Here is a 24,117-nt window from a genome sequence, read left to right on the forward strand (position 1 = left end):
GGCCGGGCGCGACGGCGCCGGCCCGGCCGCCCGAGCCGGTCAGGCCGGGATGCGCCGGGTGCGGATGAGCTCCGCGTACCAGTGCGCGCTCGCCTTGGGCAGCCGCTCCAGGGTGTCGTAGTCGACGCGGACGATGCCGAAGCGCTTGGAGTAGCCGTAGCCCCACTCGAAGTTGTCGAGGAACGACCACACCTGGTACCCGCGCAGGTCGACCCCGCGCTCGATCGCGCGGTGGGCCGCCGTGAAGTGCCGGCGCAGGTAGTCGAGGCGGTCGTCGTCCTGCACGACGGGGCGCCCGTCGGGGCCCTCGGTCACGACGTCGTCGTAGGCCGCACCGTTCTCGGTGACCATCAGCGGCAGGTTCGGGTACGCCTCGTGCAGCGCGACGAGCAGGTCTTCGAGACCCGACGGGTCGATGTTCCAGCCCATCGCGGTGTACGGGCCGGGCTGCTCGAGGAACTCGACGCCGTCGGCGCCGGGCCAGGCGGTGCCGCCCATGTCCTTGTGCCCGTCGGCGTTGACCCGCGGCGACGAACCGTCCCACATGCGCACCGTCACGGTCGAGTAGTAGTTCACGCCGAGCAGGTCGAGGGGCTGACGGATCAGGTCGGTGTCGCCGGGCTGCACGAACGACCAGTCGGTGACGCCCTTGGTGTCGTCGATGACGTCGGCGGGGTATTCGCCGTCGAGCAGCGGCCCCAGGAACACCCGGTTGGCCAGGCCGTCGATGCGTCGCGCGGCCTCGGCGCCGGTCTCGCCCGAGGGGCGGATGACGTGCAGGTTCAGCGTGATCGAGAACTTCGGGTCGCCCGGCACGACCTCGCGCAGCGCCGCGACCGCGAGCCCGTGGGCGAGGTTCAGGTGGTGCACGGCGGCGAGCGCCTTCGCGCCGTCCATCTGACCGGGCGCGTGCGCGCCCGAGCCGTAGCCGAGGTAGGCGCTGCACCACGGCTCGTTGAGCGTCGTCCACACCTCGATGCGGTCGCCGAGCCGCTCGCCGACGAGCCGGGCGTACTCGGCGAACGCGTAGGCGGTCTCGCGGTTGGTCCACCCGCCCTCGTCCTCGAGGGCCTGGGGCAGATCCCAGTGGTAGAGGGTCGCGATCGGGCGGATGCCTCGGGCGATGAGCCCGTCGACGAGGCGTTCGTAGAACGCGAGACCCGCCTCGTTCGCCGGGCCCCGCCCGGTCGGCTGGATCCGCGGCCACGCGATCGAGAAGCGGTACGCCTCGAGTCCGAGTTCGACCATGAGGTCGAGGTCGGCCTCCCACCGGTGGTAGTGGTCGTCGGCCACGTCGCCGGTGTCGCCGTTCCACACCTTGCCGGGCGTGTGGCTGAAGGTGTCCCAGATGCTCGGGCCGCGGCCGTCCTCGGTCGCGGCGCCCTCGATCTGGTACGACGCGGTCGCTGTGCCGAAGAGGAAGTCGGGGCCGAACTCGAGGCCCGAGTCGCGGTAGTCGGGGGAACCCGTCGTCATGGGAGTGCTCCAGTCATCGTGTCTCGGCGGAGTCGCCGTTGCTCACCCTACCGGGTCGAGAGGGCAGTTTGCTTACAGAGCTGTAAGCAAATCGGACGCCGCGCCGAATCGGCGCCGGCGGTCAGTACCAGTAGTCGCCGGTGCGGCGGCGGTGCGCCTCGACGAAGGCGCTCTCGCCGCGACGGAACTCCTCGGCCCTCGCATCGTGGGGCAGCATCAGCGCGGGCATGTACACCGTGACCTCGCGCGCGAACGCGCTCTTGAAGGTGAGCACGCCCTGACCCGGCGCCTCGGGCTCGTCGGGCGGCGGCACGTGGCCGAGGTCGTACCGTCGGATTCCCGCGGCCGACAGCTCGCGGATCACATCCCACTGCAGGTAGCGCGACGCCATCAGCTGCGGGCGATCGCGCAGCGAGCCGCCGTCCTTGTACCAGGCGTTCGGCCCATACGCGACGACGAAGGCGCCGGCGACCACCCGGCCGTCGTGCCACGCGAAGTGCAGCCAGCCGCGACCGTCGGCGGCGAACGCCGTCCACACCCGCTCGAGGTAGTCGGCCGACCGGAAGAACGCGCCCGACCGATCCGCCGTCTCCGCGACGAGGGCGAGCATCCGCTCCCGGTTCTCGCGGTTCATCCGCACCCGCCCGGCGATGACGCCGTTGCGCTCGGCGACCCTGATCTCGCTGCGCGCCCGCTTCTTCATGCGCGACAGGATCTCGACCTCGCTCATGCCGGTCTCCACGATCACCGCGTGCCGGTACTGCGAGGCCCGCGAGCGCTGCCACCCGTTCGCTTCGAACGCGGCGACGAGCGCATGGTCGTACGGCTGGTGCACCTCGACCTTCGTCGCGAACGCCTCGCCGCGGTGGGTGCGCACCCGCTCGCTGAACCGCGGCACGTCGTCGGGCTCGATGCCGCTCACCCTCGGCAGGTGCCGCAGGGTGCCGTAGCCGGGCACGTCGCGCTCGTACGCGAGCATCGGCAGGTCGTGTCCGTCGATCGACGCCAGCCGGTGCGAATGCCACGGGCCGTCGGATCGCAGCCGCTGCCACGTGCTCGACTGCATGAAGTGCGGAACGGACTGCTCGGTGAGCACGCGTTCGTCCCATCCGATCGCCATCGCGGTGCTCGTCGCCGACATGCGGTGCCCCTCTGCCGCTCGCCCTGGCGTCATTCTAGGCACGGATCCGCGCGGCGGGCAGTGTTTCGCGGGCGCGCCCTCTGGCCGCGCAACCCGGCCCGACCTAGGGTGGACGACATGGCGGAGCCGAGCCTCGAACTCCATGGCCGCGAGGTGCGCGCCACACTCGTTCCCGAGCGGGGCACCAACGGCGGGTACTCGCTGGTCATCGACGGCACGACCCAGTCGCATGTGAATCCGCTCGACCCGCTCGATCTGCAGCTCGAGTACGTGCGCCTCGCGGCCGGCATCATCGACGGATGCCTCGACCCGCGCCGTCCCGTGCGCGTGCTCCACCTCGGCGGCGGCGCGCTCACCCTGCCGCGCTACATCGGCGTGATGCGCCCGGGTTCGACGCAGCACGTCGTCGAACTGCATCAGGATCTGCTCGACTTTGTGCTCGACGCGCTGCCGCTGCCCGACGGCGTCGAGCTCACGATCGAGTTCGGCGACGCCCGCGAGGCGGTCGAGCGGGCCGCGCGCGCCGGCGGCGGCTACGACGTCGCCATCGTCGACGTGTTCTCGGGCGCCGTCGCGCCGCGCCACCTCTCGACGCTCGAGTTCCTCGAGCAGCTCGACCTGCTGCTGGCCCCCGACGCGCTCGTGATCGTGAACACCCTCGCGACGCGCGACCTCGTGTTCAGCCGCGAGGTCGCGGCCACGCTCGCCGAGTTCCGGCCGAACGTGATCGCGCTCGCGTTCCCCGGGGTCATCGAGGGCACGAGCCTCGGCAACGTGATGCTCGCCGCGTCGGCGGCGTCCCTCGACGGCGAACGTGCGCGGGCGGCGGGCGACCACGGCCCCCGCCCCATCGCCCTGCTCGAGGGCGATGCGCTCGACGCGTTCATCGCCGGCGCACCGGTACGGCACGACTCCGACCCGGCGGGGTGATCGTGCGGCGGCGCGCCCGGAGCATCCGCGCGTTCGCCGCGGCCCTCGCCGCCGCCGCCCTGCTCGTCGCCCCGCTGCCGGCCGGGCCTCACGCCGTCGCGGCCGCGGCATCCGCCGACGACCGCACCCCGTCGATCGGCCCGGGGCTGGAGTGGGTCGCGCACCGCGACAACCCGTTCCGGCAGGGGGATGACGCGGACTTCATCAACTCCGACCTCGCGTTCACGGGCGATTTCCTCGTGCAGGGCAATTTCGACGGCTTCTCGATGTGGGACATCTCGAATCCCGCCGACCCGCAACTGCGCAGCGTCACGCACTGCGCTGGCGGTCAGGGCGATGTGAGCGCGGTCGGGCATCTCGTGATCGTGTCGATCGACGAGACCATGTCGAGCGAGGCATGCGATGCGGTGCGGGTGCCCGAGACCGTCGAGAACTGGGAGGGGATCCGCGTCTTCGACGTGAGCGACCCGGCCGCACCGAGGTACGCGGCCGCGGTGCGCACCCGCTGCGGCTCGCACACCCACACCGTCGTGCCCGACCCCGCCGACCCGAGCCGGGTGCTCGTCTACGTCAACGCGTACAGCCGCGGAGCATCCCTGAACTGCACCGGCCGCAACCCGCTGCAGATCGTCGGCGTGCCGCTCGACGCGCCCGAGCAGGCGGCCGTCGTCGGCGAGCTCGACCTGTTCGCCGACATTCCCGCGTTCGGCCCCGGCGACCGGGTGCCGGGCGGCGCCGAGACCCGCTCGACGACCGGATGCCACGAGATCAGCGTGTACCCGGCGAAGGCGCTCGCGCTGGCCGCCTGCCGCGGCGACGGGTTGCTGCTGTCGATCGCCGACCCGCTGCACCCGACCGTGCTGCAGCAGGTGCGCGACGCGAACGTCGCGTTCTGGCACTCGGGCATCTTCGCGAACGACGCGTCGGCGGTGGTGTTCCAGGACGAACTGGGCGACGGGTTCATCAACACCTGCTCCCCCGCGTTCGGCGGCGACCGCGGCGCCGACGCGACCTGGTCGTTGGCCGGGGGTCGACTCGCGCACGTGTCGTACTTCAAGATCCCCCGCGAGCAGAGCGACCTCGAGAAATGCGTCGCGCACTCGGGCGGACTCATCCCCGTTCCCGACCGGTTCATCGTCGCGCAGGCGTGGCTCGAGGGCGGCGTCTCGGTGATCGACTTCACCGACCCGGCCGCGCCCGTCGAGCTGACCTGGTTCGACAAGCCGACCTACGGATACTCGATGGACTACACGGCGGGCATCTGGGCGGCGTACTTCTACGACGGCTACCTCTACGCGAGCGACATGTACGACGGGCTCGAGGTGCTTCGGCTCACCGATCCGCTGTTCGCCGACGCCGCACGCTACGACCCGCGGGGCCTCAACCCGCAGACGCAGCCCGAGTACGCCTGGGTCTGGCGCGACGCCCCGGTACTGCCGACGGATGCCGCGGAGCGCGCCGCACTCACCCCCCTCTCGATCGATCCGGCGACGGTGCCGGCGGGCGCGACGCCCGCGATCCGGGTGTCGCTGCCGCCCGGCAGCCTCGAACCCGGCGAGACCGCCGACGTCTGGTGGATGCCCGAGGCCCGCTCGCTCGCGACCGTGACGGCCGCCGCCGACGGATCACTGCCCGAGACGATCGTCGACGTGCCCGGCCCGCTCGCCGCGGGCGCCTACGACCTCGTCGTCCGGGGCGACCGGTCGGCGCCGACGCTGGCGCTCGGCACCCTCGTCGTGGCGGCGCCGACGCCGCCCCCGTCGCCGGCCCCCGTCGCCGCAACCGGCGGCGGCGTGCCGTGGTGGGCGTGGGCGATCGCGGGCGCGGTCGTCGTGCTCGTCGGCGCGATGGTCGTGCTGCGTCGCCGGGCGGTCGTGCGGCGCGGGCGAGCGAACCGGGATGCGCCGGCGGCGGCCGAGGCGGACGACGGATGACTCGGGGCCGCCTCGTGCGGACCGGGCGGGGCGGGGCCCTCGCCCTCACCCTCGCCGCCGTGCTCGTGGCCGGCCTCACGGGATGCGACTCGCCGGCGCCATCCGTCTCGCCGGCGCCATCCGTCTCGCCCGGAGCATCCGCACCGCCCGAAGCGACCGCATCGCCCGACGACGCCGCGTTCGTGGCGATGATGGCCGAGCATCACGACCAGGCGGTGGCGCTCGCCGAGCTGGCCGAGGGGCGCGCAGGCGACCCGGCGCTGGCCGAGCTGGCCGCCACGATCGCGGTGACCCAGCGCGCCGAGGCCGCCACGCTGCGCGCGTGGCTCGAGCGCCGCGGCATCGATGCGCAGGCGGCCGCGGGCGGCCACGACGCCGAGCCGATGCCGGGTGCGCTCAGCGCCGCGACCCTCGACCGGGCCGAGACGCTCGACGGCGACGCGTTCGACCGGCTGTTCGTCGACGCAATGGTCCGGCACCACGAGGGCGCGATCGAGATGGCCGAGGAACGTCTCGCCGCCTCCGGCGACCCGGCGGTCGCCCGCCTCGCCCGGCAGATCGCGACCGCCCAGGCGCTCGAGATCGACCGGCTGCGCGAGTTCGCGGGCTGACCCCGTGAACCCCCTACCGCCCGAGGAACTTCTGCAGCGCGGCGAGCTCCTCCTCGCTCGGCGTGCCCTTCGGGGCGGCACCGCCGCCGCCCAGGCCGAACCCGGCACCCGACGGCGTCGCCTGGCCCGGCACCGGCGCACCGGAGGCGATCGCCGCGTTCTCGGCTGCCCGCTTGGCCGGGTTGCCCGACCGCGAGCCGCCCGACTTCTTCTTGGCCTTGGCGGCCTGCCGCTTGCCGCCGCCGTACCCGCCGGCGCCCGGAATCGGCCCCATGCCGGGGATCTGCGGCACGCCGCCGCGGGCGACGGTCTTCATCATCTTCGCCGCCTGCTCGAACCGCTGCACGAGCTGGTTCACGTCGGTGACGGTGACGCCCGAACCCTTCGCGATGCGCAGGCGCCGCGAGCCGTTCAGCAGCTTCGTGTTCTTGCGCTCGGCGGGCGTCATCGACTGGATGATCGCCTCGGTGCGCACGATCTCGCGCTCGTCGAACTGGTCGAGCTGCTGGCGCAGGCCGCCGGCGCCCGGGAGCATCCCCAGCATCTTCTTGATGTTGCCCGCGCCCCGCAGCTGCTGCATCTGCTTCAGGAAGTCGTCGAGCGTGAACTGCTCGCTCGCGAGCTTCTCGGCCATCTTGGCCGCTTCCTCTTCATCGAAGGCCTGCTGGGCCTGCTCGATGAGGCTGAGGATGTCGCCGAGGTCGAGGATGCGGCTCGCCATGCGGTCGGGGTGGAACGGCTCGAAGTCGTCGAGCCCTTCGCCGGTGGACGCGAAGATGATCGGGCGGCCGGTGACGGATGCCACGCTGAGCGCCGCACCGCCGCGTGCGTCGCCGTCGAGCTTGGAGAGCACGACGCCCGTGAAGTCGACCCCGTCTTGGAACGCCTTCGCGGTGGCCACCGCGTCCTGACCGATCATCGCGTCGATGACGAACAGCACCTCGTCGGGGTTCGTCGCCTTGCGGATGTTCGACGCCTGCTTCATGAGCTCGGCGTCGACGCCGAGCCGGCCGGCGGTGTCGATGATGACCACATCGTGCTGGGAGCGCTCGGCCTGCGCGACGCCGTCCTTCGCGACCCTCACCGGGTCGCCGACGCCGTTGCCGGGCTCGGGCGCATAGACGGGCACGCCCGCCTGCGAACCCACGACCTGCAGCTGGTTCACGGCGTTCGGGCGCTGCAGGTCGCTCGCGACGAGCAGCGGCGTGTGCCCCTCCTTGACGAGGTGCTTGGCGAGCTTGCCGGCGAGCGTCGTCTTGCCGGCGCCCTGGAGACCGGCGAGCATGATGACGGTCGGCGGGTTCTTCGCGAACTGGAGGCGGCGCTGCTGGCCGCCGAGGATGGCGACGAGCTCCTCGTTGACGATCTGCACGACCTGCTGCGCCGGGTTCAGCGCCTGGTTCACCTCGTCGCCCAGCGCCCGCTCGCGCACCTTCGCGGTGAAGTCCTTCACGACGGGCAACGCCACGTCGGCGTCGAGCAGCGCCCGGCGGATCTCGCGCACGGTGCCGTCGACGTCGGACGCCGAGAGCTTGCCCTTGGTGCGGAGGTGCTTGAAGGTCTCTGCGAGGCGGTCTGAGAGCGTGCCGAACGTAGCCATGATCCCTCGATTCTAGGCGAGGGCGGATGCTCCCCCGCTTCGCGGGGCGCCCATCCCGGGTGGCGGTCGCTCGGCGGCCGCCGCGCGCTCAGCCCTCGAAGCGCACGTCGACGATCTCGCGACCCACGTCGATCGACACCACGAGCCGCTCGTCGGTGTCCTCGGGCGCGAGCCCGTACTCGAACTCGGCGAACGGCTCGCCCTGTTCGTCGGCCTCGGGGCGCAGGTCGACCCGCACGAGGCTCATCGAGCGCAGCGCGTCGACCTGATGATCGCCCGAATCACGGCCGATCGCGGCCTCGACGTCCTCGGCCTGCTCCAGCTCGGGATCGAGCAGCGTGTCGAGGAACCGCACCACCGGCGAACTCGACGAGTCGAGCTGGGTGACGAACGCGTTGCGCAGTTCGTCGTCGACGAGCTCGAGCTCGCCGACCAGGGTCGCGGCCGCGTCGAGCGCGGCCGTCGAGACCTGCTCGTCGTCGGCGTCGAGCACCACCTCGACCCGCTGGTCGGCGTACTCGACGTCCTCCGACCAGTAGTCGCCGACGATGCCGAAGTAATCGTGCTCGGTCGCCATGATGCCCCCTACCCGACCAGTTTCTGCGCGAACACGTGCGGTGTGAAGCCCGTGAGGTCGTTGATGCCCTCGCCCTGGCCGATGAGCTTGATCGGCAGGCCCGTCTTCTCCTGCACCGCGAGCACGAACCCGCCCTTCGCGCTGCCGTCGAGCTTGGTGAGCACGAGCCCCGTGACGCCGCCGTGCTCGATGAACGCCTCGGCCTGGGCGAGGCCGTTCTGGCCGGTCGTCGCGTCCAGGACGAGCAGCACCTCGCTGATCGGCGCCTGCTTCTCGACGACGCGCTTGATCTTGCCGAGCTCGTCCATGAGCCCGCCCTTGGTGTGCAGGCGCCCGGCGGTGTCGATGATGACGATCTCGGTGCCGTCCTGCTTGGCCTTCTCGACCGTCTGGAACGCGACCGAGGCCGGGTCCTGCCCCTCGCGCTCGGGGCGCACGATCGACGCGCCCGCGCGCTCGGCCCAGGTCGCGAGCTGGTCGACCGCCGCCGCGCGGAAGGTGTCGGCCGCACCGACCACGACCGACCGGTCGTAGGTGCGCAGGAACCGCGCGAACTTGCCGATCGTGGTGGTCTTGCCGACGCCGTTCACGCCCACGACCAGCACGACCGCGGGCCGCTCGGTGAGTTTCAGCGTCGGATCGTACTTCGCCAGCCGCTCCTCGACGATCTCGCGGAGCATCCGCTGCACGTCGCGGGGGTCGGTGGTCTTGTAGCGGTCGACGTCGGCCCTGATGCGCTCGACGATCTCCTCGGTGACCGCCGGGCCGAAGTCGGCGGTGATCAGCGCGGCCTCGAGGTCGTCCCACGTGTCGTCGTCGATGGTCTTCGCACCGAAGATGCCGCGGAGGGCGTTGCCGAGCGACCACGAAGCGCGTTCTGCCATGACTCCAGCCTACGGAGTCCGCTCGCGGGGTGTTGCGTGTCGGTCGCCTTCGGCACAATGGCGAGGGCGTGCCGGCGACCGAACCGCCGACCCCTGACGAGAGGATGCGCTCGACGATGACGCAGCTGTTCCCGAGAGTCACCCCAGCAGAGGCCGGGCTCGACCCCGCCGCCCTCGACCGGCTCTTCCGATCCCTCGACGGCATCCGCGACGTGCACAGCGCCATGGTGCTGCGCGACGGTGCGGTCGTCGCCGAGGGCTGGTGGCATCCCTACGCCGCCGACGAACCCCACCTGCTCTTCTCCGTCTCGAAGAGCTTCACGTCCGCGGCCGTGGGCCTCGCGATCGACGAAGGCCTGCTCTCGCTCGACGACCGCGTCGTCGACCTGCTGCCCGACGATGCGCCGGCCGACCCCGACGAGCACCTGGCCGAGCTTCGCGTCGGGCACCTGCTCACCATGACGAGCGGGCACGACGGCGATGCGATGCGCGCGGTCGACGAGCAGCCCGCCGGGCCGGGCGCCGGCTGGGCGCGGCAGATGCTGGCGCTGCCGGTCGTGCACGAACCGGGCAGCCGGTTCGAGTACAACACCGGCGCGACGTACCTGCTCGCGGCGATCCTGCACCGCGTCACCGGCGAGCACCTCGTCGACTACCTGATGCCGCGGCTGTTCGAGCCGCTCGGCATCGACCGACCGACGTGGGAGGAAGACCCCGACGGCATCGTCGTCGGCGGCTTCGGCCTCTCGCTCACCACCGAGCAGCTCGCCGCCTTCGGCCAGCTCCTGCTCCAGCGCGGGCGGTGGGGCGACCGGCAGCTCCTTCCGCCCGAGTGGGTCGTCGCCGCGACCGCGGCCGAGGTGCCGAACGCCCCGAGCGCCAACCCCGATTGGGAGCAGGGCTACGGCTTCCAGTTCTGGCGCTGCCGGTTCGGCGCGTACCGCGCCGACGGCGCCTTCGGGCAGTTCGCGATCGTCTGGCCCGAGCCGCGCCTCGTGTTCGCGATCACCGGAGGCCTCGGCGACATGCAGCCCGTGCTCGACGCGATCTGGGCGGCGTTCCCCGAGTTCGCGGGCGGCGAGGTCGCCGCGAGCGGCGCGATCGGCACGGATGCGTCGGAGCACGCCGTCCCGCAGGACCTCGCGCCGCTCGACCTCGCGACCCTCGCCGTCCCGACCGTCGCCGGGTCGCCGAGCTCCCCGATCGAACCCCGCATCGACGGCCGGCCCTACGCCGTCGACGCGAACCCGCTCGGGCTGTCGTCGTTCACGGTGAGCCGCGACGCCGTCGGGCGCCTCGTGTGGGGGCTGGGTCGCGACGGCGGGCCCGTGCACGTCACGACCGGGTTCGGCGCGTGGCATCCGGGCGAGTTGCCGCTCGGCGAGGGTTCCGCGCTCGTCGCGACCAGCGCAGCCTGGGTCGACGAGACGACGCTCGCGGTGCGCATCGTCTCGGTCTCGACGCCGTTCTCGTGGACCCACACGATCGCGTTCGACCCCGACGGCGCGCGGGCGGCGGTGACGGTCGACCAGAACGTCGCGTTCGGTCCGACTCGCCTCGTCGACGCCGTCGGCCGGGCGGTCCCCGACGCCGCCTGACGGCCGGGGCCGGCCGACCCGCGTCTGCCCGGCGACAGCCCGGCGGTGGTGACGGTTCGGCCGGCGGATGTCGTGACGGTTCGGCCGGCGGCGGTCGTGACGGTTCGGCCGGCGGTGCCCGGCGACCCGCAGCTCGCCCGAGCGGCGGGGTAGGCTCGCCGCGTGGGGCTGAAGGCGACCGCGGCGGCGCGAGTCGACCGCTGGAACCGCCGGGGACGGGGCGGCGCACTCGCGGCTGCCCTCGCCCTCGTCGCCGGAACCCTGGTCACCGGGCTGATCGCGACCTCCCAGCACGCGGCCGCGAGCGCGGACTGGCACGCGGCCGCCGCCCGGATCGCCGACCTGCGCGACCGCCACGACGACGCCGAGCAGACCCTCGCCGACGAGGCGCGCGTGCTCGCCGCGCTCGTCGCGGACGTCGACGCGATCCTCGTCGTGGGTGCAGCCGACCTTGGCCTCGTGCCCGGCGAGGCCGAGTCCCGACTCGTCGGCGCGCGCGACGCCGCTGCCCGACTCCTCGTCGGCGACAACGTCGACGCGCCCGCGGTGTTCGACGCCGTCGAGGCGGACCCCGCCGAGCTCGCCACCGCGGCGCTGCGCGCCGATGCCGCCGAATTCGCCGACGCGATCGCCCCGACCTCGGGGCGGGTCACCACGCTGGTCGAGCGAGGCCGGGCGGTCGCGGCATCCGCCGATCGCCTTCGCACCGCGGTCGCGCGCTTCGCCGTCGCAGCCGCCGACCGCGGTACGGCCATCCTGGCCGAACGCGGCGACGCCGACGACGCGGCGAAGGCGCACCTCAGCCGGCTCCTCGACGGTCTCGCCGGTCATCGGGCGAGTCGCCTCGCGACCGCGGTCGCGGCGTACCGCGACGCGGTCGCGGCGGTGGTCGCCGCCTCCGAGGAGGCGCGGGCCCGCGCCGCGGCGGAAGCGGCGGCAGCGGAGGCGGCCCGGGCGAGCGCCGAGGCGGATGCCCGAGCCGACGCCGAAGCGGCGGCGCGCGCGGGCCGCACCGGCGCGGGGAGCGGGGTGGGCGCCCAGATGGCCTACCTGTTCCGGCACGTCTTCGACTACAACACCGCCGAGTGGGGCGACTACAACTCGTCGGGCGGCGACTGCGTGAACTTCGTCAGCCAGGGGCTGCTCGCCCGGGGCTGGTCGATGGACTCGACCTGGTACTCGAACGGCCCGGGCGCCGCGTCACGGGCGTGGATCTCGACCACCGCGCTGAACGCCTACCTCACCTCGCTCGGCATCCCGCGGCTCGGGCTGGATCAGCTCGACCTGGTGAAGGTGGGCGACGTCGGGGTGTTCGACTGGGGCGAGACCGGGCCGGGGTTCGACCATGCCATGACCGTCTCGAAGGTCGAGCCGGGCCCCGACGGGCCGATCGTCTCCTTCGTGAGCCACAACCTCGACGGCGAGTACCGCGAACTCCGGTACACGCTGTACGAGCAGCACTCGAACTCGAGCGCCTGGATCTTCTCCATTCCCTGAGCGGACACGGCCGACCGGATCAGGCGTCCGACCCGGGCCCGCCGTCGGCCCGCTCGCTCGGCCCGGCCACCGGCCCGCTCGCTCGGCACCGCCTCGGCTACGCCGAAGCCCGCTCCTCGCGCACCCGCTGCCCGACGACCGCGGACACGCCGTCCTGCCGCATCGAGACGCCGTAAAGCGCGTCGGCGATCTCCATGGTGCGCTTCTGGTGCGTGATGACGATGAGCTGGCTCGCCTCGCGCAGGTCTTCGAAGGTGGTGAGCAGCCGCCCGAGGTTGGCGTCGTCGAGCGCGGCCTCGACCTCGTCCATGATGTAGAACGGGCTCGGCCGTGCCTTGAAGATCGCCAGCAGCAGGGCGACCGCCGCGAGCGACCGCTCGCCGCCCGACAGCAGCGAGAGCCGCTCGATCTTCTTGCCGGCGGGCTTCACGCTCACCTCGATGCCGGTGGTGAGCAGGTCGTCGGGGTCGGTCAGCGAGATGCTGCCGACCCCGCCCGGGAACAGCACCGGGAACACCTCGGCGAACGCATCGCGGGTGTCCTCGAACGCCGAGCGGAAGATCGACTCCATGCGCCCGTCGATCTCCTCGATGATCGTGAGGAGGTCGCGGCGGGTGTGCTGCAGGTCGGTGAGCTGCTCGGTGAGGAACCGGTGCCGCTGCTCGAGCGCCGCGAACTCCTCGAGAGCGAGCGGGTTCACCCGGCCGAGCTGGGCGAGCTTGCGCTCCGCCTGGGCGAGGCGGCGCTGCTGCCGGTCGCGGTCGAACGGCTCGGATGCCACGGGCGCGACGTCGTCGGAGCCGGCTGCGTCGACGACCCCGGCGGGGTCATCGCCGCCCGCGTCGGCGGTCGTGCGGGCCCCGGCCTCGCGCGGGGCATCGACCGGCACCGGCACGTCGGGGCCGTACTCGGCGACGAGCACCGACTCGGTCAGTCCGAGCTCGCTTTCGGCGCGCTCGAGGAGCGAGGCGACGTGCAGCTTCTTCTCGTAGATGCGCAGTTCGAGGCCGTGCACGTCCTCGGTGACGGCGTGCAGGCGCTCGCGCACCGCGGCTTCGTCGCGTCGGTGCTGCACGAGCTCTTCGTTGCGGCCCGCTCGCTCGGCCTCGGCGCGACCGAGTGCGACGCGGGCCTCGGCGACCGACCGGTCGACAGACGCGAGCACGGGCGGCAGCAGCGCGGCGACGCGCTGGGCCGCGTCGAGTTGGGCGCGCCGCACGACGGCGCGCCGGGCCGCCTCGGCGGCGGCCTGCTGCTCGGCGGCGTAGCGCCGTTCCATCGCGGCGACCCGATCCTGCTCGGTGCTGACCCGCTGGCGGGCGGCTTCGACGCGCAGGCGCGCTTCGACCTCGTCTTCGCGGGCTCGTTCGAGGGTCGCGGCCGCACCGTCGCGCGGGGCGGTGTCGAGCACCGGTCGCGGTTCGTCTCGGGCGGCGGCGAGCGCGGCCTTCGCGTCGCCGTCGACGCGTTCGGCCTCGGCGACGCGCGCTTCGGCGTTCGCGGACGCTTCGGCGAGTCGAGCCGCGTCGGCCTCGGCGGCTTCGAGCCTGACCCTGGCACGGTTGATGCGTTCGGTGCGCTGGGCGAGTTGGGCGTCGAACTCGCGCAGTGCGGTCAGGGCCTGCTTCGAGGCATCCTTCGCGCCGGTGACGCGTTCGCGCTGGGCGGCGAGTTCCGTGCGCTGCTGCTCGATCGACGCGTTCACCTCGTCGAGCCGCGTGCGCGAGCGGTCGCGTTCGGCGATGAGCTCGATGCGGCTCTGGGTGCGGCCGGTGCCGCCGTGCACGGCGTAGCGGCCGATCACGGTGCCGTCGCGGGTGATCACGGTGGCGGGCCGGTCGAGTGCGGCCAGTGCCGGCGCGGCGGCGCGCACGGCGGCGAGGTCGTCGGCGACGAGCACCTCGGCGAGCAGCGCGAGCACGCCGGCGGGCGCGGTGACCACCTCGGCGGCCGGCACGAGCCCGTCGACCCGCAGGACGGCGGGCGCCGCACCGTCCGGGTCGGCGACGGCGAGGGACACCCGCCCGAGGTCGTCGCGTTCGGCCCGGTCGAGCGCGGCGAGGGCGGCGCCGGCGTCGGCGACGAGCACGGCGTCGGCGAGCGCCCCGAGCGCGGCCGCGACCGCCGCCTCGTAGCCCGGCTCGACCGCCAGGTGCTCGGCGAGCAGTCCGCGAACGCCGTCGACCCCGGCGGCCACGAGGGCCGCCGACCCGTCGCGCTGGTCCAGGGCGAGCGACAGCGCGGCGACGCGTGCGGCGAGGGCCTCGCGCTCGCGCTCGTCGCCGTGCAGGGTCTCGCGGATCCGCTCGATCTCGGCCTCGGCCTCGAAGACCGCGGCCTGGGCGAGTTCGTACGCTTCGTCGAGGTCGGTGTCGGCCGCATCGGCATCGGACTGCTCGGCCTCGGCGGCGGCGAACTCCGCGGCGGCCGCGGCGCGCCGCTCCGCCGAGGCCTCGAGCGCGTTGCGGTGGCGCAGCACCTCGCCGCGCACCGCCGCGAGCTTCGATGCGGCCGCGTCGGCGCGCCCGGCCAGCTCGGTGAGCTTCAGGTCGTGGGCGCGCACCCGCTCGGCCTGCGCGGCGATCTCGACGTCGACCCGGTCGAGCTCCTCGCGGGCCGTCGCGGTGCGCCGGTTCGCCGCGTCGAGCGCCTCGGCGGCGTCGTCGACCGCGGTGCGGATGCCGTCGAGCTCGGTGACGGCGGCATCGATGGCGGCACGGGTCACGGTGGGTGCGGCATCCGGTTGTTCCGAAGCGGACTCGAGCAGCGCGATCCGCTGGCCGGCGAGCGCCGCCAGCGAACGCAGGCGGTCCTGCACCGACTCGAGCGCGTGCGCCGACTGGCGCGCCTCGTCGACGCCGTCGCCGAGCGTGGCCTGCTCGAGCCGCTGCACGATGAGCTGATGCTGTTCGAGCTGCTCCTGCAGCACGAGCCGCTCGGAGTGCCGCTCCTGCTCGCTGCGGCCGTGCTCGTCGAGCGCCCGTTTCAGCGTGACGACCTCGTCGGCGAGCAGCCGCGCCTTCGCGTCGCGTACCTCGGCCTGGATGCCGGCCGCCTCCCGCGCGACCTCGGCCTGACGGCCGAGCGGCTTCAGCTGGCGGCGCAGCTCGCCCGCGAGATCGGACAGGCGCGTGAGGTTCGCCTGCATCGCGTCGAGCTTGCGCAGCGTCTTCTCTTTGCGGCGGCGGTGCTTCAGGATGCCGGCGGCCTCTTCGATGAACCCGCGCCGCTCGAAGGGGCTGGCGTGCAGCACCTGGTCGAGCTGGCCCTGCCCGACGATGACGTGCATCTCGCGCCCGAGGCCTGAGTCGCTGAGCAGCTCCTGCACGTCGAGCAGCCGGCACTGCTCGCCGTTGATCGCGTACTCGCTCTGCCCGCTGCGGAACAGCGTGCGCGAGATGGTGACCTCGCTGTACTCGATCGGCAGGGCGCCGTCGGTGTTGTCGATGGTGAGCGCGACCTCGGCGCGGCCGAGCGGGCCGCGGGTCGAGGTGCCGGCGAAGATGACGTCCTCCATCTTGCCGCCGCGCAGGCTCTTCGCCCCCTGCTCGCCCATCACCCACGCGAGCGCGTCGACCACGTTCGACTTGCCCGACCCGTTCGGACCGACGATGCAGGTCACCCCCGGCTCGAACGCGAAGGTGGTCGGCTGCGCGAAGGACTTGAAGCCCTTCAGCGTCAGGCTCTTCAGGTACATGGCCCCCCGGGTCGGCTGGATGGTGCGGATGCCTCGGAAGAGCGTACCCGAGCGGATGCCCCGGAGCTGCGCTCCCCCGCCGTTGCCGCCCGGATCGGACGCCGATAAGCTGCGAGGCTGCGAGCTGGGGAGGGACGCATGACGGTCGAGATCCGCCCGATCGCGCTGCCCGCTCGCGACGCGGCCCCGGATGCCTCGTGGGCCGAGCTCGAGGCGTACGCGGCGCTGGTCCGGCGGCTCGACGTCGAGACGCTCGGCACGGCCGACCTCGCACGCCGCCCGGCCGAGCTGCTCGTCTCGCTCACCGACCGGGAGGATCGCGCGCACATCGCGCTGGGCGCGTTCGACGCCGGCGCGCTCGTCGGTCTGGCCGAGGTCGTGTGGGAGCTCGATACCGACGCGACCACCGCGTTCGTGTCGATGCTCGGCGTCGAACCCGAGCGGCGTCGCGAGGGCATCGGCTCGCGACTGCTGGCCGAGGCCGAGCGGGTGGCGGCGGCCGCGGAGCATCCGACCACGGTGCTCTCAGCCGACCATCTGCTGGCGCACGACGACGGCGGCGGCGAGCGGCTGCACGCGCCGCAGGGAGGGGCGAGCCTGCCGGCCGGGCTCGGGGTCGTCCGGTTCGCGCTCGCGCACGGGTACGCGCTCGGGCAGCTCGACCGGGTGAGCGCGCTCGATCTCGACGGGCGCGCCGACGGCTTCCGTCGCCGGCTCGCCGAGCTCGAGGCATCCGCGTCGCCGAGCGCAGCCGGCTACCGCATCGAGACGTGGATCGATCGCGCACCCGACGACCTCGTCGATTCGCTCGCCGTCGCGCACGAGCGCATGTCGGTCGACGCGCCGAGCGGCGCGATCGCGTACGAGTTCGAACCGTGGGACGCCGCCCGGGTCCGCCACGACGAGCAGCGCTCGCTCGCGTCGGGGCGCACGTCGCTGGTCGCGGCGGCCGTCGCCCCCGACGGGGAGGTCGCCGGATTCACCCAGCTCTCCCTCCTCCCCGAGTCGCGCGCCGTGGAGCAGTGGGACACGATCGTGCTCGCCGTGCACCGCGGGCACCGTCTCGGCCTGCGCCTGAAGCTCGCCAACCTCGTGCTGCTCGCCGGCACCGACCCCGCGCGCGATCGCGTCTACACCTGGAACGCCGACGAGAACGCCCACATGCTCGCCATCAACGATGCGCTGGGCTTCACGCCGTTCGCCCTCGAATCGCAGTGGCAGCGGCCCTGAGCCCTTGAGCCCCCGGCCTCCCGTCAGCGCCGCACTCCGGCGCGCACGCGCTGACAGCGCGGGCAGCGGTGGCTCGACCGGTTCATGAACGCTTCGCGCACGATCGGGGTGCCGCATCGCGGGCACGCGCGCCCCTGGCGGCCGTAGACGTTCAGCGAGTGCGCGAAGTATCCGGCCTCGCCGTTGACGTTGACGTACTGCTCGTCGAAGCTCGTGCCGCCCTCGGCGAGCGCCTTCTCGAGCACCGCGCGCACCTCGGCGAGCAGCCGGCCGGCGGCGCGTGCCGACAGCGCGCGGGCCGGGGTGCCGGGGTGGATGCGGGCCGCCCACAGCGCCTCGTCCGCGTAGATGTTGCCCACGCCGCTCACCGTGGTCTGGTCGAGCAGCACGCGCTTGATCGCGGTGTCCTTGCGGCCCAGCGCGGCCCGGAACGCGCGGTCGGAGAAGGCGGGATCCAGCGGGTCGCGCGCGATGTGCGCGACCTGGGCGGGCACGGATGCTTCGCCCCAGCCGTACCCGCCGGGCGCATCGTCCGACGTCGGGACGAGCCGGTCGACCGCCAGGGAACCGAAGGTGCGCTGGTCCGCGAAGACGACGCACAGTTCGCCGTGCACGGGGTGGTGCAGGTCGATCCGCACGCGTTCGTGCCGTTCGGGCGCGGCGCCCGGCGCGCGCAGCAGCAGCTGCCCGCTCATCCCGAGGTGTCCGATGAGCGCCTCCCGAGCGGGTGCGGCGCCCGCTGCCGTCGGCTCCAGCGGCAGCCAGAGGAATTTGCCGCGCCGCACGGCGGCCCGCACGGAGCGCCCGGTCAACGCCGCCTCGAACTCGGCGGCGCCGCCGGTGTGGCGTGTCAGCGCGCGCTCGTCGTGCACGGTCACGCCAACGATCTGCGCCCCGGTCACCGCGGGTGCGAGGCCCGCGCGCACGACCTCGACCTCGGGCAGTTCAGGCATGCGGGCTCGGCTCCTCATCCATTGCGCCTCCAGCGTAGGCGGAGCCGCCGACGATCAGCCGAGCGCACCGAAGCCGGTCACGACGCACACCGTGCCGACGAGCAGAAGGATCGCTCCACCGACGAGGCCGCACCAGAAGCTGCGGGCGGCGACCGTGGTCGACAGCCGGGTCGCGACGATCGCCACGATCGTGAGGGCGACGCCGGTCACCGCCAGGATCGGCTGTGCGAACACCCACGCGAGCGGGATGAAGTGGATGCCGACCACCGCGAGGATCAGGGGCGCGTGCAGGTCGGAGCGCCCACGACGGCTCGCCAGGATCGCGAGGACGACCATCGCGACCACCTCGACCCAGAACACGATGACGTAGGCGATGAAGGCCGGACCCCCGACCACGAGCGCCGACGGTTCCGACCAGTTCCGCACCACGGCCGGGACGGTGATCGCCACGAGGGCGACGCCGCCGAGCCCGATGGCGGCGAGCACGACCCGCCAGAGCCAGTGCTTCGGTGGACGCTCCTGCGCCCAGCCGGCCCAGATGAACGCCGCCAGCCCGAAGATCGCGCCGGTGAACAACAGGTCTCGGGGGAACTCCAGGGTGAGCATGCACGCCTCCTTCGGCGCCCGAGTCTAGGGCAGGCCGAGGCCGGCGACCGGCCCTCTCCACAGGCGCAGGGCTCCACCGGCGCAGGAGGGATCCACAGGCGCAGGGCTCCACCGGCGCAGGAGCGCTGCCGCGCGGTCAGCGGCTCCCGTCGAGCAGGGTCCAGGCCTCGAGTGCAGCGGCCATCTCGGCCTGCTTCTTGCTCGTGCCGTCGCCGGTGGCGGTGACGAGGTCGCCGACGGTCACCGTCGCCACGAAGTGCTTGCTGTGGTCGGGACCGCTCTCGGTGACGATGTAGACCGGTGCCGGGGCGCCCTTGCGCGCCGCGATCTCCTGCAGGCTGGTCTTCGGGTCCATGGCCGCGCCGAATCGGGACGCGTCGCGCATCAGCGGGCCGATGAGCCGCAGGACGAGCGCGGTCGCCTCGTCGCCGCCGCGATCGAGGTACGTCGCCCCGATGATCGCCTCGACGGTGTCGGCGAGGATCGACGGCTTGTCGGCCCCGCCCGTGAGGGTTTCGCCGCGGCCGAGCCGGATGTAGCGGCCGAGCCCGATCGACCTGGCGATCTCGGCGAGCGCGACGCTCGACACCAGGCTCGCGCGACGCTTGGCCAGTTCGCCCTCGTCGAGGTCGGGGTGGTCGCGGTACAGCCGCACGGTGACGGCCTGACCGAGGATCGAGTCGCCCAGGAACTCGAGGCGCTCGTTCGTCGGGATGCCGCCGTGCTCATACGCGAACGACCGGTGCGTGAGCGCGAGGAGCAGGAGGTCGGGATCGAGCCGGACCTGCAGCGTCTGCTGCAGATCGTCCAGCGTCGAACCCTCGGCCTCGGAGCGCTCCGTCGTGGTCACGACCGGTCGTGCGATGTCGCGTCGATCAGACGTCGGCGACCTTGCGGCCCTTGTACTCGAGGAAGAGCGGGGTGCCCGCCGAGTCCTCGACGACCTTCGCGCGGTGCGGAAGGCTGTACGTGACCTTGCCGTTCTCGACGGTCTTCACCAGCGTGGGGACCTCGGCCTTCCACTGCGAGCGGCGTGCGCGCGTGTTCGACCGTGACATCTTCCGCTTGGGAACAGCCATGACTCTCTCTCAATCTCTCTGCGGGTCGGTGTCGGATGCGACATCCGAGCCGTCGTCTCCGGAAGCCTGGAACCCCGTGAGCGCGGCCCATCTCGGGTCGCGCTGCTCAGGGGTGACGAGTTCCGGATGATCGGCCAGACGAAGCCCGGTCTCTGGATCGAGTCCGGGGCAATCCGGCCGGCACACCGGCTGGAACGGCAGTGCCAGCACTACCGCATCGCGAATGAGCGATTCAAGATCCACGTGGTCGTCTTGAACCTCATACTCGAAAGCTTCCCCAGAATTGTACGCGAAAAGCTCCTGGAACTCGACTTCGACGGGCAGCGCGATGTCGATCAGGCATCGACCGCACTCGCCTTCGGCGACGGCGTCGACCTCGGCCGACACGAGAATGCCCTCGTGCACCGATTCGAGCCGGACGTCGAGATCGACCTCGGCGCCCGCGCGCACCGACACGAGCCCTTCGCCGAGCTGTTCGGCTGCCGGCACCGTGAACCGGCTCTCGCGCATCTCGCCGGGGCGCCCGATCAGATCGCGCACGTTGAGGGCGTAGGGTCCTTGCTGGCTGCTCACGAGCGTCGATTCTACGCGCGACCGCAGCTCGTGCGGGCGGGCCCGCCCGCGGCCGTGCGCCGGCGGGCTCAGGCGCCCGAGGTGGGTCGGCCGATCGTGATCCGAGCCGACCAGGCGCCGAGCAGCGAGGCGGGCAGCAGGGCGGCGCGCACGCGGTCGACCGGTCGCGCATCGGCGGCGAGCGCGTGTCGCACCTCGCCGAGCGCGTCGAGGAGCTGATCGGCCGGATGCGGCACGGCCGCCGGGGTGATCTCGGGTCCGTACCGCTCGCGCTCGACCGCGTCGCGCAGCACCGAGAGCGCCCCGCCCGCGTCCTCCGCGAACGCCGGTCGTCCGGCGAGCGCGGCGGCGAACGCCCTGGGGGTGAGCGCGGGCGCGAAGCCGGCGCCGAGATCCCGGCTGGTCGCGAGCACCTCCTCCCAGGCGGCGATCGCGGGCGACCGGCCACGACGGATGCGACGACGCCGACCCGCGCGCTGCAGCGTCCGTGCGGCCGCGGGGACGAACAGCAGCGCGACGACCAGCACCGCCCCGCCGGCGATCCTGACCGTGAGATCGGCCGGATCCGATGCCTGGGTCGTGCCCGGTGCTGCGAGCCCGCGGTCGGGGTCGAGGTCGGGCCGGCCCGTCACCGCGCCCGTCGTCCCCGGCGCGACGTTCGGCACGGCGCCGGTGCTCGCGGTGTCGGGTCGGGTGTAGCTCGGCACCACGCCGCGACCCGGGGTGGGTTCGAAGGCGACCCAGCCCACGCCCGCGAAGTACAGTTCGGGCCAGGCGTGCAGGTCGTGGCTGTCGACCCGGACGACGGTGCGCCCGTCGATGCGCTGGTCGGTCGAGGATCCGGCGGTGTACCCGACCGAGATCCGCGAGGGGATGCCGATCTCGCGCGCGAGCACCGCCATCGTCGCGGCGAAGTGCACGCAGTAGCCCGACTTCGCCTCGAGGAAGCTCGCCACCACGTCGTAACCGCCGCCGTCGTAGCCCTGCTCGACGGGCGCCTCGGTCGAGTACGAGAACTCCTCGCCGCGCAACCAGTCCTGGATGGCGACCGCGGCGTCGTACTTCGTCGCCGCCCCCGCGGTCACCGCGGCCGCCGTGTCCCGGATCACCTGCGGCCGGTCGTCGGCGAGGCCCAGGTTGCGCGTCTCGATGAGCTCCGGGATGGGGCCGGCGGCCTCGCGCAGCTGGTCGGCGGTGGGGTCGACGTCGAGCCGGGTGACGCGGTAGTTCTGGCCCTCCGTTCCGGTGTCGACGCTGCGGATCGCCAGCGAGGAGCGCTCCCAGTACCACGAGCCGCGCAGGTTCTCGACCCGAGCGGTCGGGTACGGGGCGGGCAGCCAGTTCGTGCTCAGCGCGTCGACGGTCACGTCGATCGTGCGTTCGGCGGTCTCTATCTCGTCGCCGAGGCCGACGGGGTGCGGCAGCAGGTCGACGGTGTTCTCGCTGTCGACCCCCTCGAGCGACGCCCCCCACACCTCGCCGCGGAACCGGTCGATGGTCAGCAGCCGGAAGTAGGGCCGATCGGCGTCGGGCGACGTGTAGTGGAACGCGGGCACCGGCGCCGGCCGGCGCAGGTCCCGTCCGAGATCGATGAACGGGCTCACCCCGCGCGAGAACAGCGACCCCGCGCCCGACTTGCCGAACAGCTCGCTCTGCGAGATGCTCGGCGTCGCCGCAGCCAGCACCGAGGCGGCGACGAGCCCCACGACGGCGACGCCGACGGTCGCCGCGAGGCTGGATGCGATGGGCACCCGTTGCGGCCCCTCGATCACGGGGCCGTCCTGCTCGATGCCGACGGCGAGACGAGACCGCCGTCGGACGCGGACGTCGATCCGCAACAGCACCAGGAACGCCGCCGCGGTCGCGAGCAGGTTCTGCGGCTGCGCCCCGTCCGCGACGATGAAGCCCGGGATCATCACCGGCACGAGCGCGGGCACCGCCGCGAGCGCCGGCATCCGGCCCGCCTGCACCGCGAGGTCGGCGACGATGCTGAGCGCACCGGTGCCGACCGCGAGGGCGAACAGCAGCGCGGGCACGGCGATCGCCGGCGGCGCCTGCTGCTGGATGGTGCGGCCTGCACCCTCGAGCAGCCCGCCGAACTGGCCGAAGGTCTCGAAGGTCGGCACCAGGAGCAGGAACCCCGACGAACCGCCGAACACGAGCGTGAGCTGCATGAGCAGGACGGCCGCCTGCGCCACCGGCACGAGTCCCGCCGGGGCGCCGATCGCGCGGGCCCCGAGTCCGGCGGCGAGCACCCCGGCCGCGATGAACGCGCACAGCCACCACCAGCCGCTCCCCGAGATGAGCGGGCCGAGCGAGGTGATCGCCGCCGCCATGAGCAGGAGGGTGCCGCCCGCGAGCGCGGCGCGTTGCGCGATCGGCAGACGGCCGGGGTCAGGATGCATCGGCGCCGCCCCCGTCCGTGCGGATCCGGCTGCGCGCGCCACCGCCGGCCGCCCATGCCTCGGCGATGTCGCCCGATCGGCGCACGCGGACGATCTGCCAGTCGGCGTCTTCGAGGAGCCGCACCATCGAGGGGCGCACCGACTCCAGCGCGAACGCGACCGCCGGAGCGAACCCGGGTCGCAGTGCGACCAGCTGTGCGACGTCGGACGCGTCGGGATCCACGAGCACCGCGTACCCCGGCATCCGCCCCTCGACGGGTGTTCCGGCCGGCGCGACCTCGCCCCCGCCGCCCACGGCACGCGCGTGCGGCCGGTCCTCGGCGGCGAGCCGTGCGAGGTCTTCGAGCAGCACCCGGTCGCCGCCGGGCATCCGGTACCCGGTCGAGGCGCTCGCGTCGACCGCCCCGCGCGTCGGGTCGGCGACCCGGTCGAGCCGCAACCGGAACCCCTGCCCGAGCAGGTGCACCCCGATCGAGGCGACGATCTCGACCGCGAGCTCGAACCCCACGTGCCGATCGCCGATGCCCGTCCGGGCCACGCCGCCCGGCCCGGCATCCACCAGGAGCCGGGCCTCGGGATCGCCGCGCTGCTCCTCGTCGCGCACCATGAGCTCGCCGCGGCGTGCCGTCGCGGGCCAGTTCACCCGGCGCAACGGGTCGCCGTAGCGATACTCGCGGGCGATGAACTCGTCGGAGTTCGGGTGCGTGCGCCGCTGCAGCCCGTGCAGCACGCCGTCGAGCGATGCGCCGGTGCCGATCACCGGGTCGAGCCGGGTCACCCTCGGCGTCACGACCAGCTCGTGCGATCCGCCGATCGGCCGCATCGCCCGGGCGAGGCCGAACGGGTCGGTCGTCGTCACGCGCAGCGGTCCGATCGCGAACACGCCGCGCCACGGCGTCGGCAGACGGTACGACAGTCGCGCCCGATCGTCGCCGCGCGGGGCGATCCGCTCGTGCGCGCCGAGTGCCGGAAGCACGGCCTCGTCGGGAGTGCGCATCCCCGGCGGCGCCGTGTCGGTCCACATGGCGCCGTCTAGGGTGCGGGATCCCCGATTGCGCACCTCGACCCGCACCTCCACGGTCGACCCGGCCGATGCCACGTGCGGCGCGAACGCCCGGCGAACCGCGAGCTGCGGCATCCGCACGCCGACGAACCCGAGCGCGACCACCGGAACCGCGATCGCGGCGAACGCGAGCAGCAGCACATCGCGCAGGTCGAACCAGAGCGCGATGCCGAGCAGCACCGCTCCCACGCCGACCAGCGCGGCACCGCGCCCCGTCAGCCGGGGCAGCGACGCGGCGCGGCCGGCTCTCGGGCGAGGCATCC

The 24,117-nt window shown here is 73.2% G+C and carries 19 protein-coding genes; 6 read left to right on the forward strand and 13 right to left on the reverse strand.

Annotation, left to right across the window (positions count from 1 at the left end; translation table 11 throughout):
* Positions 1-39: 39 nt before the first annotated feature.
* Complete coding sequence (locus tag MTO99_RS06370) at positions 40-1,476, reverse strand: GH1 family beta-glucosidase (RefSeq protein WP_243557930.1); 1,437 nt, start codon at positions 1,474-1,476, stop codon at positions 40-42.
* A 121-nt stretch (positions 1,477-1,597) separates the two neighbouring features.
* Positions 1,598-2,617 (reverse strand): lipid II:glycine glycyltransferase FemX, encoded by a 1,020-nt coding sequence (locus tag MTO99_RS06375; RefSeq protein WP_243557932.1) that lies wholly within the window; start codon positions 2,615-2,617, stop codon positions 1,598-1,600.
* A gap of 117 nt (positions 2,618-2,734) precedes the next feature.
* Here MTO99_RS06375 and MTO99_RS06380 point away from each other — a divergent pair, with 117 nt between their 5' ends.
* The 3 genes from MTO99_RS06380 to MTO99_RS06390 are packed head-to-tail and all read left to right on the forward strand — an operon-like array spanning position 2,735 to position 6,092.
* Positions 2,735-3,547: a spermidine synthase gene (locus tag MTO99_RS06380; RefSeq protein ID WP_243557934.1), complete on the forward strand. Its 813-nt coding sequence runs from the start codon at positions 2,735-2,737 to the stop codon at positions 3,545-3,547.
* 2 nt (positions 3,548-3,549) lie between these two features.
* On the forward strand, positions 3,550-5,481 hold the full coding sequence (locus MTO99_RS06385) for an LVIVD repeat-containing protein (RefSeq protein WP_243557936.1): 1,932 nt from the start codon (positions 3,550-3,552) through the stop codon (positions 5,479-5,481).
* Positions 5,478-6,092 (forward strand): DUF305 domain-containing protein, encoded by a 615-nt coding sequence (locus MTO99_RS06390; RefSeq protein ID WP_243557937.1) that lies wholly within the window; start codon positions 5,478-5,480, stop codon positions 6,090-6,092. Before MTO99_RS06385 ends, MTO99_RS06390 begins: the two co-directional genes overlap by 4 nt.
* 13 nt (positions 6,093-6,105) lie before the next feature.
* Here MTO99_RS06390 and ffh read toward each other — a convergent pair whose 3' ends face one another.
* The 3 genes from ffh to ftsY form a co-directional block, all read right to left on the reverse strand.
* Positions 6,106-7,692, reverse strand: a complete 1,587-nt coding sequence (gene ffh / locus MTO99_RS06395) for a signal recognition particle protein (protein WP_243557939.1) — start codon at positions 7,690-7,692, stop codon at positions 6,106-6,108.
* An 88-nt stretch (positions 7,693-7,780) separates the two neighbouring features.
* Positions 7,781-8,269, reverse strand: a complete 489-nt coding sequence (locus MTO99_RS06400) for a DUF2004 domain-containing protein (protein ID WP_243557941.1) — start codon at positions 8,267-8,269, stop codon at positions 7,781-7,783.
* A gap of 8 nt (positions 8,270-8,277) precedes the next feature.
* The gene (ftsY, locus tag MTO99_RS06405) at positions 8,278-9,153 is read right to left on the reverse strand and encodes a signal recognition particle-docking protein FtsY (protein WP_243557943.1); all 876 of its coding nucleotides are present in this window, start codon (positions 9,151-9,153) and stop codon (positions 8,278-8,280) included.
* Positions 9,154-9,269: 116 nt separating this feature from the next.
* Between ftsY and MTO99_RS06410 the strand changes: the two genes are divergently transcribed.
* Both MTO99_RS06410 and MTO99_RS06415 read left to right on the forward strand, forming a co-directional pair.
* Complete coding sequence (locus MTO99_RS06410; RefSeq protein ID WP_243557945.1) at positions 9,270-10,751, forward strand: serine hydrolase domain-containing protein; 1,482 nt, start codon at positions 9,270-9,272, stop codon at positions 10,749-10,751.
* Between the two features lie 162 nt (positions 10,752-10,913).
* Positions 10,914-12,248 carry an amidase domain-containing protein gene (locus MTO99_RS06415; RefSeq protein ID WP_243557946.1) on the forward strand — a complete coding sequence of 445 codons (1,335 nt, stop codon included), beginning with the start codon at positions 10,914-10,916 and terminating at the stop codon, positions 12,246-12,248.
* Positions 12,249-12,345: 97 nt separating this feature from the next.
* Here MTO99_RS06415 and smc read toward each other — a convergent pair whose 3' ends face one another.
* Complete coding sequence (smc, locus tag MTO99_RS06420) at positions 12,346-15,945, reverse strand: chromosome segregation protein SMC (RefSeq protein WP_243557948.1); 3,600 nt, start codon at positions 15,943-15,945, stop codon at positions 12,346-12,348.
* Between the two features lie 138 nt (positions 15,946-16,083).
* On the opposite strand from smc, the gene MTO99_RS06425 reads away from it, so the two are divergent.
* Positions 16,084-17,175 carry a GNAT family N-acetyltransferase gene (locus MTO99_RS06425; RefSeq protein ID WP_243557950.1) on the forward strand — a complete coding sequence of 364 codons (1,092 nt, stop codon included), beginning with the start codon at positions 16,084-16,086 and terminating at the stop codon, positions 17,173-17,175.
* A gap of 23 nt (positions 17,176-17,198) precedes the next feature.
* Here MTO99_RS06425 and mutM read toward each other — a convergent pair whose 3' ends face one another.
* The 7 genes from mutM to MTO99_RS06460 all read right to left on the reverse strand — a co-directional run bounded on the left by mutM (position 17,199) and on the right by MTO99_RS06460 (position 24,115).
* A complete protein-coding gene (gene mutM / locus MTO99_RS06430) occupies positions 17,199-18,128 on the reverse strand; it encodes a bifunctional DNA-formamidopyrimidine glycosylase/DNA-(apurinic or apyrimidinic site) lyase (RefSeq protein ID WP_243557952.1) in 930 nt (309 codons plus the stop codon).
* 54 nt (positions 18,129-18,182) lie between these two features.
* Positions 18,183-18,734, reverse strand: a complete 552-nt coding sequence (locus MTO99_RS06435) for a hypothetical protein (RefSeq protein WP_243557954.1) — start codon at positions 18,732-18,734, stop codon at positions 18,183-18,185.
* A 136-nt stretch (positions 18,735-18,870) separates the two neighbouring features.
* On the reverse strand, positions 18,871-19,584 hold the full coding sequence (rnc, locus tag MTO99_RS06440) for a ribonuclease III (RefSeq protein WP_435520804.1): 714 nt from the start codon (positions 19,582-19,584) through the stop codon (positions 18,871-18,873).
* A gap of 25 nt (positions 19,585-19,609) precedes the next feature.
* A complete protein-coding gene (gene rpmF / locus MTO99_RS06445) occupies positions 19,610-19,813 on the reverse strand; it encodes a 50S ribosomal protein L32 (protein WP_149161723.1) in 204 nt (67 codons plus the stop codon).
* A gap of 9 nt (positions 19,814-19,822) precedes the next feature.
* On the reverse strand, positions 19,823-20,323 hold the full coding sequence (locus tag MTO99_RS06450; RefSeq protein WP_243558993.1) for a YceD family protein: 501 nt from the start codon (positions 20,321-20,323) through the stop codon (positions 19,823-19,825).
* A gap of 131 nt (positions 20,324-20,454) precedes the next feature.
* Entirely contained in the window at positions 20,455-22,791 is a 2,337-nt protein-coding gene (locus tag MTO99_RS06455) for a transglutaminase TgpA family protein (RefSeq protein WP_243557957.1), read from the reverse strand.
* Positions 22,781-24,115, reverse strand: coding sequence for a DUF58 domain-containing protein (locus MTO99_RS06460; RefSeq protein WP_243557959.1), 1,335 nt, complete (start codon positions 24,113-24,115; stop codon positions 22,781-22,783). The genes MTO99_RS06455 and MTO99_RS06460 overlap by 11 nt, the downstream gene beginning before the upstream one ends.
* Positions 24,116-24,117 lie beyond the last annotated feature (2 nt).

This window comes from Agromyces larvae (assembly GCF_022811705.1).
GTDB lineage: Bacteria > Actinomycetota > Actinomycetes > Actinomycetales > Microbacteriaceae > Agromyces > Agromyces larvae.

Bases quoted from the DNA above. Each gene is read 5' to 3' on its own strand.
- MTO99_RS06460 (WP_243557959.1), bottom strand. From the start codon at position 24,115: ATGCCTCGCCCGAGAGCCGGCCGCGCCGCGTCGCTGCCCCGGCTGACG.
- MTO99_RS06380 (WP_243557934.1), top strand. From the start codon at position 2,735: ATGGCGGAGCCGAGCCTCGAACTCCATGGCCGCGAGGTGCGCGCCACA.
- MTO99_RS06375 (WP_243557932.1), bottom strand. From the start codon at position 2,617: ATGTCGGCGACGAGCACCGCGATGGCGATCGGATGGGACGAACGCGTG.
- rpmF (WP_149161723.1), bottom strand. From the start codon at position 19,813: ATGGCTGTTCCCAAGCGGAAGATGTCACGGTCGAACACGCGCGCACGC.
- MTO99_RS06455 (WP_243557957.1), bottom strand. From the start codon at position 22,791: ATGCATCCTGACCCCGGCCGTCTGCCGATCGCGCAACGCGCCGCGCTC.
- ffh (WP_243557939.1), bottom strand. From the start codon at position 7,692: ATGGCTACGTTCGGCACGCTCTCAGACCGCCTCGCAGAGACCTTCAAG.
- MTO99_RS06450 (WP_243558993.1), bottom strand. From the start codon at position 20,323: ATGCGCGAGAGCCGGTTCACGGTGCCGGCAGCCGAACAGCTCGGCGAA.
- mutM (WP_243557952.1), bottom strand. From the start codon at position 18,128: ATGCCTGAACTGCCCGAGGTCGAGGTCGTGCGCGCGGGCCTCGCACCC.
- ftsY (WP_243557943.1), bottom strand. From the start codon at position 9,153: ATGGCAGAACGCGCTTCGTGGTCGCTCGGCAACGCCCTCCGCGGCATC.
- MTO99_RS06425 (WP_243557950.1), top strand. From the start codon at position 16,084: ATGACGGTCGAGATCCGCCCGATCGCGCTGCCCGCTCGCGACGCGGCC.
- MTO99_RS06370 (WP_243557930.1), bottom strand. From the start codon at position 1,476: ATGACGACGGGTTCCCCCGACTACCGCGACTCGGGCCTCGAGTTCGGC.
- MTO99_RS06435 (WP_243557954.1), bottom strand. From the start codon at position 18,734: ATGCTCACCCTGGAGTTCCCCCGAGACCTGTTGTTCACCGGCGCGATC.
- MTO99_RS06390 (WP_243557937.1), top strand. From the start codon at position 5,478: ATGACTCGGGGCCGCCTCGTGCGGACCGGGCGGGGCGGGGCCCTCGCC.
- MTO99_RS06400 (WP_243557941.1), bottom strand. From the start codon at position 8,269: ATGGCGACCGAGCACGATTACTTCGGCATCGTCGGCGACTACTGGTCG.
- smc (WP_243557948.1), bottom strand. From the start codon at position 15,945: ATGTACCTGAAGAGCCTGACGCTGAAGGGCTTCAAGTCCTTCGCGCAG.
- MTO99_RS06410 (WP_243557945.1), top strand. From the start codon at position 9,270: ATGACGCAGCTGTTCCCGAGAGTCACCCCAGCAGAGGCCGGGCTCGAC.